At 46.3% G+C, this 14236-nt stretch carries 11 protein-coding genes, 2 tRNA genes and 1 pseudogene; all 14 read right to left on the bottom strand.

The features are described 5' to 3' along the window. Positions 1 to 64: 64 nt before the first annotated feature. The 14 genes and pseudogenes from IE055_RS09820 to IE055_RS09755 all read right to left on the bottom strand — a co-directional run bounded on the left by IE055_RS09820 (position 65) and on the right by IE055_RS09755 (position 14223). Positions 65 to 508 carry a DUF695 domain-containing protein gene (locus IE055_RS09820; RefSeq protein ID WP_189400236.1) on the bottom strand — a complete coding sequence of 148 codons (444 nt, stop codon included), beginning with the start codon at positions 506 to 508 and terminating at the stop codon, positions 65 to 67. Positions 509 to 609: 101 nt separating this feature from the next. Next, positions 610 to 1602, bottom strand: coding sequence for a hypothetical protein (locus IE055_RS09815; protein WP_189400234.1), 993 nt, complete (start codon positions 1600 to 1602; stop codon positions 610 to 612). A gap of 107 nt (positions 1603 to 1709) precedes the next feature. Then, complete coding sequence (locus IE055_RS09810) at positions 1710 to 2105, bottom strand: Imm26 family immunity protein (RefSeq protein WP_189400353.1); 396 nt, start codon at positions 2103 to 2105, stop codon at positions 1710 to 1712. 67 nt (positions 2106 to 2172) lie between these two features. After that, positions 2173 to 3282: a hypothetical protein gene (locus IE055_RS09805; protein ID WP_189400232.1), complete on the bottom strand. Its 1110-nt coding sequence runs from the start codon at positions 3280 to 3282 to the stop codon at positions 2173 to 2175. 565 nt (positions 3283 to 3847) lie between these two features. Further along, a tRNA-Arg gene (locus tag IE055_RS09800) sits at positions 3848 to 3924 on the bottom strand. Positions 3925 to 4018: 94 nt separating this feature from the next. After that, a tRNA-Ser gene (locus IE055_RS09795) sits at positions 4019 to 4111 on the bottom strand. Positions 4112 to 4161: 50 nt separating this feature from the next. Next, positions 4162 to 4434: a carbon storage regulator CsrA gene (csrA, locus tag IE055_RS18085; RefSeq protein ID WP_189400230.1), complete on the bottom strand. Its 273-nt coding sequence runs from the start codon at positions 4432 to 4434 to the stop codon at positions 4162 to 4164. A gap of 267 nt (positions 4435 to 4701) precedes the next feature. Continuing rightward, positions 4702 to 5928, bottom strand: coding sequence for an aspartate kinase (locus IE055_RS09785; protein WP_189400228.1), 1227 nt, complete (start codon positions 5926 to 5928; stop codon positions 4702 to 4704). A gap of 238 nt (positions 5929 to 6166) precedes the next feature. Further along, positions 6167 to 8770 carry an alanine--tRNA ligase gene (gene alaS / locus IE055_RS09780; RefSeq protein WP_189400226.1) on the bottom strand — a complete coding sequence of 868 codons (2604 nt, stop codon included), beginning with the start codon at positions 8768 to 8770 and terminating at the stop codon, positions 6167 to 6169. Positions 8771 to 9172: 402 nt separating this feature from the next. Further along, positions 9173 to 9991 (bottom strand): regulatory protein RecX, encoded by an 819-nt coding sequence (locus tag IE055_RS09775; RefSeq protein WP_189400225.1) that lies wholly within the window; start codon positions 9989 to 9991, stop codon positions 9173 to 9175. A gap of 167 nt (positions 9992 to 10158) precedes the next feature. Then, a pseudogene (gene recA / locus IE055_RS09770) lies at positions 10159 to 11155 on the bottom strand (recombinase RecA). Between the two features lie 217 nt (positions 11156 to 11372). After that, positions 11373 to 11582 carry a SlyX family protein gene (locus IE055_RS09765; protein WP_189400224.1) on the bottom strand — a complete coding sequence of 70 codons (210 nt, stop codon included), beginning with the start codon at positions 11580 to 11582 and terminating at the stop codon, positions 11373 to 11375. Beyond that, on the bottom strand, positions 11575 to 13068 hold the full coding sequence (gene glpK, locus IE055_RS09760; RefSeq protein ID WP_189400222.1) for a glycerol kinase GlpK: 1494 nt from the start codon (positions 13066 to 13068) through the stop codon (positions 11575 to 11577). The genes IE055_RS09765 and glpK overlap by 8 nt, the downstream gene beginning before the upstream one ends. Before the next feature lie 27 nt (positions 13069 to 13095). Next, the gene (locus IE055_RS09755; protein WP_189400220.1) at positions 13096 to 14223 is read right to left on the bottom strand and encodes a sterol desaturase family protein; all 1128 of its coding nucleotides are present in this window, start codon (positions 14221 to 14223) and stop codon (positions 13096 to 13098) included. Positions 14224 to 14236 lie beyond the last annotated feature (13 nt).

Raw genomic sequence — 14236 nt, 5'->3', positions numbered from 1 at the left:
AAAACGAGGACTTATTGGAACGAAAAAATGGCCTGAATACTTGACCTGGGATCATAGTCTCTTGTTAGGCATTTTTATTACCGAAAATTCTAAAGAAATAACTCCAGCTAGTTTCCTCTGAACTCTCAAGGTGTATTGGGAAAGGTTTACCCTCAGGAGTGATATTGTTTAATCGCTCAATAAACAGATCAAGATCTTCACAGCAATATATCCACTGACGATAACCATCCATTGTCAGAACTCCAGCGAGGAATGCAGTAAGATCTTTCTCAACTGCATTACTAATAAGTTTTTCAAATTCTCCCATTTGATCTTGAACGTCTCGTTGAGGCATTCCTTTATCATTTGCCTCGAAATCCCAGAAAATACATAGTGATTTTTGATGAGAATCAAATTCCATATTCGGGTCTAATTTATCAATGAACCTTAAAAGCACGAGACTCCCATCTTCATACTCTCTTGATTCATTCATCCATGGGTTTTCATTAACTATTTTTTCTATATTCATGCTTTTCTTTCGCCTAACGCCTAGCTCAGCGGCTTGTAAAACTGGCGCTTGTTTTGCTGGTTTTTGGCAAAACGAGTGACAGTTTTACAAGTCCGTTGCAGCTACTTGTTAGGCATTTTTTCGATAGCTTCCTTAGATAAATTGAGTTTTTCTTTGCACTCATCCTTATATTCCCAACCATCTGCATTTTCGATAGAGGCAAGATATTCGTTGATTGCTGAAACAGCCTTGTCTTTCAAATCTTGTTCACAATTTCCTCTTAATTTTGCTGAAGCAAAAGCTAAACCGGTTACACACTGGAAATATGTATATGACGAATACTCACTTTCATATGGTGCATCTATGTCAATTTCCCAGTCTTTAAGTAATTGCGTAAGAAAAAATAGAGCATCATTATTACTATTTCTTTTGTTCCATTTCCTGAAAATTTCTAACGTATCTGCACCTGTGTCGTTTCCGTTCGGTGAAAATTCATCAGTACAGCTCCACAGACTTGGTATCGGAATGATTTCTTTCGCTTTTGGATGATAATCCTCCCAATCAATGCGAAGTCTTTCCCAGTCATCAAGCTTTTCGGCTTCTTGTTTTCTATATTCCTCGAAAAGCTCTTCAAACTTTTCTAGCTCTGCAACATCCATTGGCAGTTCATTACGCTTCTGCGATACATATTTCTCAAAACTAACAAAATCAAAGTTATCGTTCTTTTTGATCTTTGATTTAATAAGAGGAAGTTGCCCAATTAATTCATCAAGTGTTGATCTCACCCAATCAGGAATAATTTCTATTGGTGGCTTTTTATACTTTTGAATTTCATAACCCGTTGTGAACTTCGCTTCAAAATCGAGAGCTAAACGCCGTTTTTTTCTATAAAAGGTACATTTTGGCAGACATTCTAAATTGTTATGAAAATCTTCGTGTGATTGCTCAAGTGTCTTTTTCGCAGGGCCATCTTGAAAAAAATGCAGTGTTATCTCCAATTCGTCGACCGCATCTCCGAATTCAGGCATGCCATACTCTAAATATTCCCCAGCGAGTGTAAATGAACGATGTCCACCATAGGTATTATAAAGTCTATGAAATATTATGATTTCCATACGATCTCTCTTTTGCCTAACGCCGCAATATGGGGCGGCTGGAACGAAGCGCAGCGGAGTGTAGGTCCTCCCAGCCCGCGCTTTTAGCGGGCGAAATGATTGCTTTGTTAACTGTTTTTTGCATAGCGATTCTCTGCAATTACTCTCAGAACGTTGTACCCCATTGTGACAATGTCATCTGATTTTTGGCGAGGGTTTTCACCCAAGAAACCAAATGCGGACCGGCCGACAATACAGCTGCCAGTTGTAGTTATAGCTTTAATGTGGGCTTCACCAACTTTTATTGCATCGCACCCTTTGATGAGTTCCTGTGTTGGAGGTTGGTTACCTGACCAATCTATTAGGGCAGCCAAGAAGGATTTAGTACTCAATTTGTTTTCATGCATATCCACAAGCTTAGAAACTACGACACCGCACGCAAACCGTCCATTGCTAAGCGGAATGGACCAGAAATGACCAGGTTCTAGGTAAGACGTCGATTTCGGAGTAAACGGATACTTCATACAGTTAACGCCTCAAACACCGGCGCAGCGTTGCTGCGTCCGAGTGCTTTGACTTGTTAAGCCGTTTTTAAAACGGTATATCATTTACTGCGAACCGAGATTCGCCCTCATATCTGTAGTGCTTCTTAAGTGATTTTGAAAGTTCTTTTCTAAGAGCTTTAACTGAATTTATTTTATCTATTTCGATTGAATCTAAATCTACTTGAAATTCTAATATCTCTTCTTTTTTATCCCAATTGAACCAACCATCTTTAAACAGCTTGCTTAAACCAGTTAGGTGTTTGAATTCTTTGTGGACAGGCCACCATAGATCACTTGCAACATCATCTTTGAATAGATTCATTTTCTTATGATCTGAGGTCAATTCATCACAGAACCTGTCATAAATAGCCTTAAAAGCTTTGATATTAGATTTATGCAGTTGATTATACTGCTCGATAATTTTTTTAAATTCTTCTGCCTGAATGAAATGCACCTTAGCAAAGGTTTGTTGTTTATCTACGATATAATCTGCCACGTAGACTTCATCGCTAATAGGTGTTCCTTTTGTGGTACTTTCCTCAAAATCTAATCTTACAAGTTCGGCCTGAGCAATAGAGAGCAAATTGAATTGAAATGCACAAGGATCTTTCTTCCTTACTGGCAATGCATTCATTTCATAAGCTTGCGCTTTCATAACTGATGTTATTGAGTTAAATATACTTTTGTCATTTTGGGGGGTGCCACTTTCTTTATTCATTTCTTGAAAGCCGAAAATATGCCTGTCGGGTTTGTCAGAGACAATCCCTGACTTATTATCCTTTAGTGTCGATAGATAAGTGTCTTTCCATTCTTGTTGCTCAAGCATAAATGATAAAATTCGATCATTAGACCATGCATGGACCGGAACCCACTCCATATTTGGATCATCATGATTTGATTTTTTTGACAAAAGAGCCCATGCATTTTTATCGTTTTTTTTGCAGCTTATAATTAGGGCAGTGTAAATATAGACACCCAGAATTCGAGATGCTTTATAAGCAACTATATCAATCTCTCGAACAGTTTCTTGTTGGTCATCCACGTAGTACTTGTTATTTATAACGTTCCATCCGTTGCCTTCTAAAATATTCGATATATCAAACTCTAGCCTAAACCCAGTTTTCTCAATTCCTTTTTCTATTTCTTCAATGTTCATATCATTAGTGGCTTAACAGCTTAATATTGAGCACGCTCGTTTTCGCCCAAATTGATATTTCGAGAATCTCTCGTAACCCTCTGTTTTACCTTTACTTTTCCTCATTCCTTCGTTTTTCCTTGGTGTGTAAGTGTGCGTGCGCAATATCAATCCTAGCAGTGCGCAATAACATTCTCAACGGTAAGTGTAAGTCACTGATTTTGCTATCATTGTTTAATATCAAAAGTGGCAAAGTGAGCGCGAGTTTGCGTGTAAAGTGACTTGTTTTGAGGAAACCGCCTAGATAAACTGTTTATTAATACAGTATATTTAAAGGTGTAAAAATGCCGCGTAAAAGCCCTTTTTTCGCACTATACGCTTGTGCGGTTACAGAATTGGCTTCGAGGCTTTATTTTTTGGCGAGCATGGAAGGATTACTCAGCTCATCCATGCGCTTCGTCCCATGAGCAGCCTGCGGCTGTGCAACATCGCTCCTGGCGATGTTGTCGAACTTGGAGTTCTCATCATACTTTCATACAGACCCAATAAAAAAGCCCCGAAGCTTTCGCTTCGAGGCTTTTGAATTTGGCGCGCATGGAAGGATTCGAACCTCCGACCGCCTGGTTCGTAGCCAGGTACTCTATCCAGCTGAGCTACATGCGCGTGTCTTTTCAAGGTTGCGAAGATTAATCGAAACTTTCTGATTAATCAACGCATTTTTTTAAAAATAGTTTCTTGTTTTACCACTTTTAAAAAATGGCGGAGAAGGAGGGATTCGAACCCTCGATAGAGCTATAAACCCTATACTCCCTTAGCAGGGGAGCGCCTTCAGCCACTCGGCCACTTCTCCGAATTATTGCGGTGGTCTTTATACCACACCATGAAAAAATTTCTACTACTTTACTTGTTACCAAATGAATCTTCGTCGCTGAAGTAGGCAGCACCACGTAAATCATGGTCGCTGCTGAATTCTTCTGCGGCTTCGGGCTGGTCATCCCCACCCATACGTTCTTCGCGTTTGATTCGCTGGTAAATCTCTTCTCGGTGAACAGGCACATCACGCGGCGCATTGATACCAATGCGAACCTGATTGCCTTTGATTCCAAGTACGGTTACTTGGACATCATCGCCGATATTAAGCGTTTCATTAATACGTCGAGTTAAAATTAACATTACGATCTCCAATCAATTTCTGCCTAGACCCGCTACAAAATGTAACAAATCCGAACTAGCCCAATAGAAGCATGTCTCCCGTAAAACCCGGCTTCACATGGATCTACTCGTAGGCAGGTGCGCGTATTATAGGGAAATAAAAAATGATTTCTAGCCTTATTCGTGCTTATTTATTACACAATTCCTGACCTATGAAATGTAACGGTAACATAGGTTGACGGAGCAAAGTGTGGATACGGGAGCACAGCAAAGTCAAGTAACAGCAAATCAGTCTTTTCTCGCCAAATTGAATGCTTCGTGTAGCGATTGTACTGCCAAATCCAGTTTATCTTCATGGATGATGACCGACACTTTGATTTCGGATGTGGAAATCATCTGAATATTAATGTTTTGATCAGACAGGGTTTTGAACATTGTATTTGCCACGCCGCTGTGAGACCGCATCCCTACGCCGACGATGGAGACTTTTGCTATTTTGTCGTCACCCTTGACATCTTGTGCACCGAGTTCTTCGACCAGTTCGCTCAAAATCTCCATGCATTGCGCATAATCACCCCGGGGCACGGTAAATGTCAAATCGGTTAACCCTTTCTCACTCGCATTCTGGATTATGACATCCACGTTGATGTGAGCGTCTGAAATCGGCCCCAACACGGCGTGTGCAATACCGGGATGATCGGGAATGCCGCGAATCGTCAATTTTGCTTCGTCACGCTGAAAAGCGATGCCTGAAATAAGTGGTGCTTCCAATGAGGTACCCTCTTCTTCGTAAGTAATAAGTGTGCCTGGCCCTTCAACGAATGAAGACAATACACGGAGTGGGATTTTATATTTTCCAGCAAACTCAACGGAACGAGTTTGTAAAACCTTAGCGCCGAGGCTGGCGAGTTCCAACATTTCTTCGGCAGTGATACTGTCCAAGCGGCGCGCTTGCGGAACCACGCGCGGGTCGGTGGTGTAAATGCCGTCAACATCGGTATAAATGCGACACTCATCTGCACGAATCGCCGCTGCAATTGCGACCGCTGTGGTGTCTGAACCGCCACGACCCAACGTGGTGATATTGCCATCTGAGTCCACACCTTGAAAGCCAGCAACCACCACGATACGACCTTTATCGAGGTCATGGCGAATCTTAGCGCTGTCGATATCGGTAATACGTGCGCGAGAATAGACGTTATCAGTACGAATCGTCACCTGGCCACCCGTATAAGATCTTGCGTCGATACCACGTGCGTGCAAAGCCATGGACAGTAACGCGATGGTTACCTGCTCACCAGTTGATACCAGCACATCCATTTCACGCGGTGAAGGTTGCTCTGTCAACTGACGAGCCAGCCCGATCAGTCGATTAGTCTCGCCACTCATGGCAGACACCACGACGACCAACTTTTCGCCTTCGGAGTGTTTCTTAATCAGATGATCGGCAACAGCATTAATGCGTTCGACACTTCCTACCGAAGTGCCGCCGAATTTTTCAACAATCAATGTCATGAAGCTATACAGACTGCAGTGACAATTTGCCCACGCAGCGCCAACAATAAATTATGCGAAGCGCGATTAAACATTGTTTGGCCAACAGTGTAAATCCCGCGTAGTAAATTAGCGGCCTTATTCACTTGAAGCTCACCCAAGGCACACGTAATCCACGTGCTTAGCAATGAATTTATGCGACCGAATTGATTCTGTGCATCGCAACAGCAGGCCAAAACGATTCTTCAATGCGGTTAAGTTAGCCTTGCTGCTCAGTCAACCAAGGCTCAACGGCATCCAGGCAGGCTTGTATTTGCTTTGCGTCAGGAATACCGCCCTCGGCCATATCCGGTCTGCCACCACCACGGCCGCCTGCGATCGCAGTGATGTGTTGAATGATCTTTCCGGCTGGGTATTGCTTAGAAATCCCCTTTGCTACCCCGGCCGATAATTTCACTTTACCATCAACCTCAGCCCCCAACACGATCACGCCATTAGCATGCTTATCTTTGAATTGATCAATGGTTTGACGGAGTAAATCTTTATCCGCACCGTCCAACACAGCTGTCAACAAACTGACGTCACCAACTTGTTTTATTTTACTAGCGAGATCTTCACCACCCGAGCCACTGGCAATCAAGGATTGTAGCTTCTTCTTCTCTGCTTCCAAAGATTTGACCGTGCCTTGTAACTGCTCAATGCGCTTCACAATGCTGCTGGTATCGGTTTTCAGAAGACCGGCGGCTTGTTTGAGCGTAGCAAGCTGTGCGTTTGACCAATCAACCGCGCCTTTACGCGTCACCGCCTCGATACGCCGCACACCAGCGGCAACACCCGATTCGCTGGTTATCTTAAATAAGCCAATCTCAGAGGTATTGCTAACGTGCGTTCCACCACATAATTCCAAGGAGAATTTCCCCATCGAAATAGTACGAACCTCGGCACCGTATTTTTCGCCAAATAGTGCTTCGGCACCGGCAGCTTTTGCTTCGTCAATAGGCATGATTGCTGAGCACACATCTTGCTGATTGAAGACTTCCGTATTCACTAGGCTCTCTATCTCAGCCAATTGCTCTGGTGTTACCGGCGCATCGTGCGAGAAGTCAAAACGCAGCCGCTCTGGGTCTACTAATGACCCCTTTTGCTGCACGTGTGCGCCGAGCACCATTTTCAGTGCGGCGTGCAATAGGTGCGTGGCGGAGTGGTTCGCCTGAGTCGCAAAGCGAGACTCTGAATCGACCACCACTTCGACATTGGCGCCACGTTCAATTTTGCCGGAGACCAGCTTACCAAAATGCAAATACGCACCGTTAGGTGCTTTGCGACAGTCGTTCACCACGATTTTTGCGTCGCCATTGCGAATAGTGCCAGCGTCACCAACCTGACCACCGCCTTCGGCATAAAATGGCGTAGCGTCCAATACCAGCACCAGATCAACGTCACCGGTTGCGGCGTCCACTTCCTGCCCGTCTACCTGTACAGCCAGCACCTTGGCACCGCCCTGTAGTTCGTCGTAACCAACAAACTCAGTCGGTGATTCGACCTCGATTTTCACGTCTGCCTGACTACCAAATTGGCTACTCTTTCGCGCGCGTTCACGCTGCTGCTCCATCAGAGCCTCAAACCCTTCTTGATCAATCGTGAGGTCACGCTCGCGAGCCACATCCGCGGTTAAATCTGCAGGAAAACCGTACGTGTCGTAAAGCATAAACACCACATCACCCGGCACCACATCGCCACTCAGACCGGCTGTCTTCTGCTCAAAAATCTTTAAACCTTGGTCCAAAGTTTCAGCAAAACGCAGTTCTTCTTTTTTCAGAACATTCTCAATTTCGGCTTGTTTGTGGCGTAACTCTGGGTAAGCGTCTCCCATTTCGTCGGCCAAAGCCTGGACCAGTTGGTAAAAGAACGGCGATTCACCACCAAGCTGATAACCGTGCCGTACTGCACGACGGATAATCCGACGCAACACATAGCCACGACCTTCATTCGACGGCAACACACCGTCTGTGATCAAGAATGCACAGGACCGGATATGATCTGCGATGACGCGCACAGAATGGTGTTTGCGATCTTTTTCACCCACCACTTTACAGATCTGACCAATCAAATTATCGAATAAATCGATCTCGTAATTATTATTCACATGTTGCATGACCGCTGCGATGCGTTCTAAGCCCATACCGGTATCCACGGAGGGTTTGGGTAGCGGTGTTAGGGTGCCATCGGCAGCCCGGTCATACTGCATAAAAACCAAATTCCAGATTTCGATATACCGATCACCGTCCTCTTCAGGTGTTCCAGGAGGGCCGCCCCAGTACTGCTCACCATGATCGTAAAAAATCTCACTGCAAGGTCCACATGGCCCAACATCACCCATAGCCCAGAAGTTGTCTTTGGCACCGATGCGAGCAAACTGGTCTGGTGATACACCGATTTCGTTTAGCCAGATATCGGCAGCCTCGTCATCTTCTTCATAGACGGTGACCCATAGCTTTTCCTTCGGCAGATTCAACTCTTCTGTTAAAAATTGCCATGCAAACTGAATAGCCTCACGTTTGAAATAATCACCAAAGCTGAAATTACCCAGCATCTCAAAAAATGTGTGATGCCGTGCGGTATAGCCCACATTTTCGAGGTCATTGTGTTTGCCACCGGCACGCACACAGCGCTGAGAGGACGTCGCACGAACGTACTCCGCCTGCTCATTGCCCAGAAACAAATCTTTGAACTGGACCATACCTGCATTGGTGAACAGGAGGGTTGGGTCGTTGCCTGGTACGAGTGAACTGCTGGGCACCTTCGCGTGCTCATGCGTTGCGAAAAAGTCCAAAAACCGCTGGCGAATTTCTGCTGTCTTCATAGGTATATAAAAAACGGCTCTTCTGCCTGGAGATTCGGGCAGTATGAGCAAATAAATTTGAGATTAGCGGGAGTTTATCCGTTCTGCCGAAAAAGAAAACCGTTGTCGCTAAGTTTCTATCAACAACGTGACACGAACGCCAGCCTGAAACCATTCGAATATGTTCGAATACGAGTGAATGAAACCAGTTTATCCACCCGCGCACAACACTAACTCAAACCAGACGCACGGGCTCCGTTCCCCTCGATGTCGATTTAACAACACCAAACTCAATCAGAACGTGAACTCCGTAGCCCCATAGATTGGCAAATAACACCGTATCATTCGCAGACAAGGCTATGTCCCCACTGATCAATCTTACTAGACTCTACCTTCGGATGACACTGCTGACAACAGCCGAATCTAATCTGCCTCGACTTGCGGCACGGTAACGTGGATATGCTCCATGGTAAATCCCCGTCCCTGCAAAAAGCGTGCCCGCTTAGTCCACTCGCGATAATCAGCTACCGCAGCACCACCAAATTTTTTTCGGTGTTCGTGTTCTGCAGCCTCCAGCCACACTGCCGAATTAGGCTCTAGATAATCAGCGATTAGGTGATCCGAAACGCCTTTGCGATATAATTCAGACTTTATTTTAACCGGACCCACGCCTTTGTTACGGCGTGCACGGACATACGATTCGGCAAACCGCTCGTCACTGACGTAGCCGTCTTCCACTAGCTGATCCAGCACCGCATCGACCACATCCAGATTTAATTCAAACTTGCGAACTAATTTCTCACGTAGTTCCTGCACACTGTGTTCGCGCATGGCGAGCGACCGAACCGCTGAGGTTTGTATTGAAAGATAAAGCTTTTTGCGCTCATCGAGCGAGTCTGACAGTGATTTCTCGGCACCTACCTGCTCGCCATCTGCCGATGCTGCCAAACCACGCTGACCCCGCGCGCCTAATTCGGCGTTGCTTGAATCTGATTCACCAGACGATCTGCCTGACCTTCTTTTAGATTTACGAGAATAATAATTGCCTTTGCTTGGCCGACGCGAATTAGAACGCTGTTCGTCACTACCAAACAGATTGTTGGATTCGTCCGTCCCTAGAATCTCTTCGGAGAATAGATCTGATGCATTGCTTCCTGCGTCATCTAAACCATGCTCTATAGAGTCAGTTTGGCTATTGAGGCGACCTTTCCCTGGTCGTTTTGAAGGCTTTAAAATTCGCATTCTTACTCCACGCGCACCGTTATGATCAGAAGAACTAACTACCAACTAGTACAAAAACCATTACCGCACGAATACCTCAACGCCAAACTAATTCACTACCGTGAAGCGGAGCATCAAGTCACCGCTTCAGATTGATCGATCAACACCGACCAAAAATAACACACTGATTATGCATCTGCGTCTTCCGACTCTGTTTCATCAGCGATTTTCACGGGTTCATTTGGCTTACCGCCAACACCAAGGGCTAGACGAATCTTACCCTCTATCTCATTGGCGGTGTCTTTGTGCTCTTTGAGATAATCACGCACATTGTCCTTACCTTGACCAATACGCGTACCGTCGTAGCTATACCACGCACCGGACTTATCAACGATATTGTGTTCAACGCCCAATGTGATTAGCTCACTCTCTCTGGAAATGCCTTCGTTATACAAAATATCGAACTCAGTCTGTTTAAATGGTGGTGCCACTTTGTTTTTAACCACCTTGACTCGCGTCTGGTTACCATAGACTTCGTCACCTTTCTTAATGGCACCGATACGGCGGATATCGAGACGCACTGAGGAGTAGAATTTCAATGCATTACCGAATAAAAATAACCAACGTATTGGCTTTTTGGATATTGGCCGTCAACTTACGTAACGCCTGTGACATCAATCGGGCCTGTAATCCCATATGCGAGTCACCCATGTCACCTTCAATCTCAGCTTTTGGCGTTAGTGCCGCTACCGAGTCAATAACAATGACATCCACCGCAGCTGAACGCACCAACATATCCGTAATTTCCAGCGCTTGCTCACCGGTGTCTGGTTGCGAAACCAGTAATTCTTCGATATTGACGCCAAGCTTTTCGGCGTACTGCGGGTCTAACGCATGTTCTGCATCCACAAATGCCGCGGTGCCACCTTTTTTCTGAGCTTCTGCAATCACTTGTAAAGTTAGCGTCGTCTTACCCGAAGACTCAGGGCCGTAAATTTCGACGATTCGGCCTTTGGGCAATCCACCGATTCCTAAGGCGATATCCAACCCTAGGGAACCAGTTGGGATTGCTTCAATCCCTTTACCGATACCAGAATCTCCCATACGCATGACGGAACCTTTTCCATATTGCCGTTCAATTTGCGTCAGCGCTGCCGCCAGCGCCTTTTGTTTATTGTCGTCCATTATTTTCTCCAAAAATGGTAGTGTATCGAGCACATCGCTAATGTGCTGTTAATTTATACAGTATATTGCTGGATGTCAACCAGTAGTTCTTGAGCCACGTCAATCCGCTCGCTTTTAAGGGTGCAATTGTAGTTGATCTGAGGCAAAAAACAGTGTGTTTTACATGAACAATCACTGCATATTGTGGTCGTTTTTTACACCGTGCGGTCAGTAGAAACTAGTAGTGAGGCGGTCGCTCGTGCGGCATTGATCCAATGCCTTCGTCCTCGGCGGGCTGGTCTCTCAAGCGTGATAGCATTTTGGCGTATTTCAACTTTAGATCCGCCAGCTCTTTTTGCTGAGCATAAAACTCATCACTCAATTTAGTGAGTGCGTCTTCGAGAAAGGCGACCTTAACCTGTAGGTCCTGAACAGCTTGATCACTCATCGATATCAACCCAGTGTTTGGCGCGCTCAACCGCTTTGTTCCAGCGTTTCAGTAATCGCGTAATTGTTTCGTTACTTAATTTTGGGTCAAAGGTCCGCTCGATATCACGGACTTTACTTAGATCATCGAAAGTCCAGTAACCCACCTTTAAACCCGCGAGATACGCAGCCCCGAGCGCTGTCGACTCCAACACCTTCGGCCGGATGACCGGTTTTTGCAGGACGTCGGCCTGAAATTGCGCCAAAAAATCATTGGCAATCGCGCCGCCATCGACATTCAACTGACTGAGCTCAATACCGCTGTCTTGCTGCATGGCATTCAGCACGTCGTAGATCTGATACGCCAGCGATTGCAATGTGGCTTTGGCAATTTCAGCTCGACCAGAATCACGCGTCAGACCAAAAATTGCGCCCCGGGCGTACATGTCCCAATGCGGTGCCCCCAAACCAGCAAACGCCGGAACGACCACTACCTGGCTTTCTGGGTTCGCTTGTTCGGCCAAGGCTTCGGAATCTTCGGCAGATTCAATGAATTGCAGTTCGTCACGCAACCACTGCACCGCCGCCCCGGCGATAAACACACTGCCTTCCAGCGCGTAGGTAATTTTGCCATCCAACGACCAAGCGATGGTCGTCAACAAACCGTGCTGACTGTCTACTCGCTCTGCACCGGTATTCATCAGCATAAAGCAGCCAGTACCGTAGGTGTTTTTAGCCATGCCCTGCTCAAAACAAGTTTGACCGAACAGTGCTGCTTGCTGATCACCAGCCACACCGGTGATTGGGATCTCGGCACCTTCCAGCGAATAGCTGCCAAAATCATCGGAACTACTGCACACTTCGGGCAACATTTGCGCCGGAATACCGAACAACTCGAGCAATTCCTGGTCCCAATCGCCATCGTCAATATTGAGCAACATAGTACGCGCTGCGTTACTGGCATCCGTGGCATGTACTTTGCCGCCAGTCAAATTCCAGATCACCCAGGTATCAATGGTGCCGAACAACAACTCGCCGCGCTCAGCACGCGCTCTGGCACCATCGACATTATTTAAGATCCATTCCAGCTTGGTGGCCGAGAAATACGAATCCACAATCAAGCCGGTTTTCTCGCGAATCTTCGTATCCCAACCCGACTTAACCAATTCATCACAGCGCGCTGCCGTGCGACGGTCTTGCCATACGATGGCGTTGTACACTGGCTCGCCAGTTGCTTTGTCCCACACCACCGTGGTTTCGCGCTGGTTGGTGATACCGATTGCTGCGATCTGGTCTGGGGTTAATTTATGCTCCGCGATTAACGAAGCCAATACACTCGATTGCGTGTCCCAGATTTCCTGCGCATCGTGCTCGACCCAAGCATCGCCGGGGTAATGCTGCGTGAACTCCTGTTGTGCAACACCGACGATCTCAGCGGCATGATTAAACAAGATTGCCCGCGAGCTGGTGGTTCCTTGGTCCAGTGCAATAATCATTTTGTCGCTCACGCCACGCCTCCGTTGAGAATTATTATTTTAATCAGTAAATGGGTATTTGAGCTGGCTGATATAGCTGCGCGGTAATCGAACGGTCGTTCCATAGTCAGCTGGCCAGTGCTGTTTGGGAAAATGATAGGTTCCGAACAGACGGTCAAACAATACCAGATGCGCCGCATAGTTGGTATCAATCGCGGGTTTCTCAGAGCTGTGGTGCCAGTGATGGAACTGCGGCGTCACAAAAATGTACTTCAACGGACCAAATGAGAATCGCACGTTGCTGTGAATCACAATCGCCTGCAACGCGGCGAATACCACGTAGATATCGAGCGCGGCTTTATCGGGACCAATCAAATACAGCGGCACCACCACCAAAGTGCGTTCAATAAACGTTGCCACGATATGCGAACGTGAACCCGCCAGCCAGTCCATGGTCTCCACCGAATGATGCACGGCATGAAACTTCCACATTTTGCGTCGCTCATGGAACATGCGATGTTCCCAGTACAGAATAAAATCCGCAATAATCAAAATCAGCACAAACTGCACCACAATCGGCAGACTCTGAACCCAGGCTTGCACTGTCGCATTGGCGGCAAAATCAAACACGCTGACCCAATAATTGCTGAACAGGATGATGATCGAAATCAACAGGTGGTTAATACAGAAATACAAAAAATCCAGTTGCCACTCATCCCGCAATATCACCTGATCGCGGTATTTCGGGAACAGCTTCTCCAACGTAGTGAACACCACCGTGGACCCCAAAAACGCCAGAATCAACCAATCAACACCGAGTGCCAACGGCTTGGGTTCCACAGGCCCAATGGGAATCGTATAACCACCCAAGGCAAAGCCAATGCAGGTCAGCAATATACCAGTCGCTCCCATACGCCGTCGTTTTCCAATAAAGAACGTTATCAGTCCAAAAAACAAAGAAAACCACATGCCGTACTTCAACACGTCCTGCAAGAAATACGCGTCGTAAGCCGCCCGTAACTCGGTGGTGGTCAAATACGAGGGATACAAGAAGGCCAGCACGCCGAGCAAACTTAAGAATCCGAGAAAAAACGAGATGTAACCGCTGGTTCTACCTGAGCCAATATCAAATTCCTTGTTTGGCTTGGCAATGACCTCTCGTTCGCGGTACTGATATTCACCGTTCATTTAGCGCCTCCGG

This window comes from Arenicella chitinivorans (assembly GCF_014651515.1).
GTDB classification, from domain to species: domain Bacteria; phylum Pseudomonadota; class Gammaproteobacteria; order Arenicellales; family Arenicellaceae; genus Arenicella; species Arenicella chitinivorans.
The sequence above is the reverse complement of the archived record's forward strand: the minus strand, read 5'-3'. Positions and strand labels throughout refer to the sequence as shown.

What these genes read in the sequence shown, in the direction of transcription:
- IE055_RS09820 (WP_189400236.1), bottom strand. Translation starts at nt 508, where the DNA reads ATGAATATAGAAAAAATAGTTAATGAAAACCCATGGATGAATGAATCA.
- IE055_RS09815 (WP_189400234.1), bottom strand. Translation starts at nt 1,602, where the DNA reads ATGGAAATCATAATATTTCATAGACTTTATAATACCTATGGTGGACAT.
- IE055_RS09810 (WP_189400353.1), bottom strand. Translation starts at nt 2,105, where the DNA reads ATGAAGTATCCGTTTACTCCGAAATCGACGTCTTACCTAGAACCTGGT.
- IE055_RS09805 (WP_189400232.1), bottom strand. Translation starts at nt 3,282, where the DNA reads ATGAACATTGAAGAAATAGAAAAAGGAATTGAGAAAACTGGGTTTAGG.
- csrA (WP_189400230.1), bottom strand. Translation starts at nt 4,434, where the DNA reads ATGTTAATTTTAACTCGACGTATTAATGAAACGCTTAATATCGGCGAT.
- IE055_RS09785 (WP_189400228.1), bottom strand. Translation starts at nt 5,928, where the DNA reads ATGACATTGATTGTTGAAAAATTCGGCGGCACTTCGGTAGGAAGTGTC.
- alaS (WP_189400226.1), bottom strand. Translation starts at nt 8,770, where the DNA reads ATGAAGACAGCAGAAATTCGCCAGCGGTTTTTGGACTTTTTCGCAACG.
- IE055_RS09775 (WP_189400225.1), bottom strand. Translation starts at nt 9,991, where the DNA reads ATGCGAATTTTAAAGCCTTCAAAACGACCAGGGAAAGGTCGCCTCAAT.
- IE055_RS09765 (WP_189400224.1), bottom strand. Translation starts at nt 11,582, where the DNA reads ATGAGTGATCAAGCTGTTCAGGACCTACAGGTTAAGGTCGCCTTTCTC.
- IE055_RS09755 (WP_189400220.1), bottom strand. Translation starts at nt 14,223, where the DNA reads ATGAACGGTGAATATCAGTACCGCGAACGAGAGGTCATTGCCAAGCCA.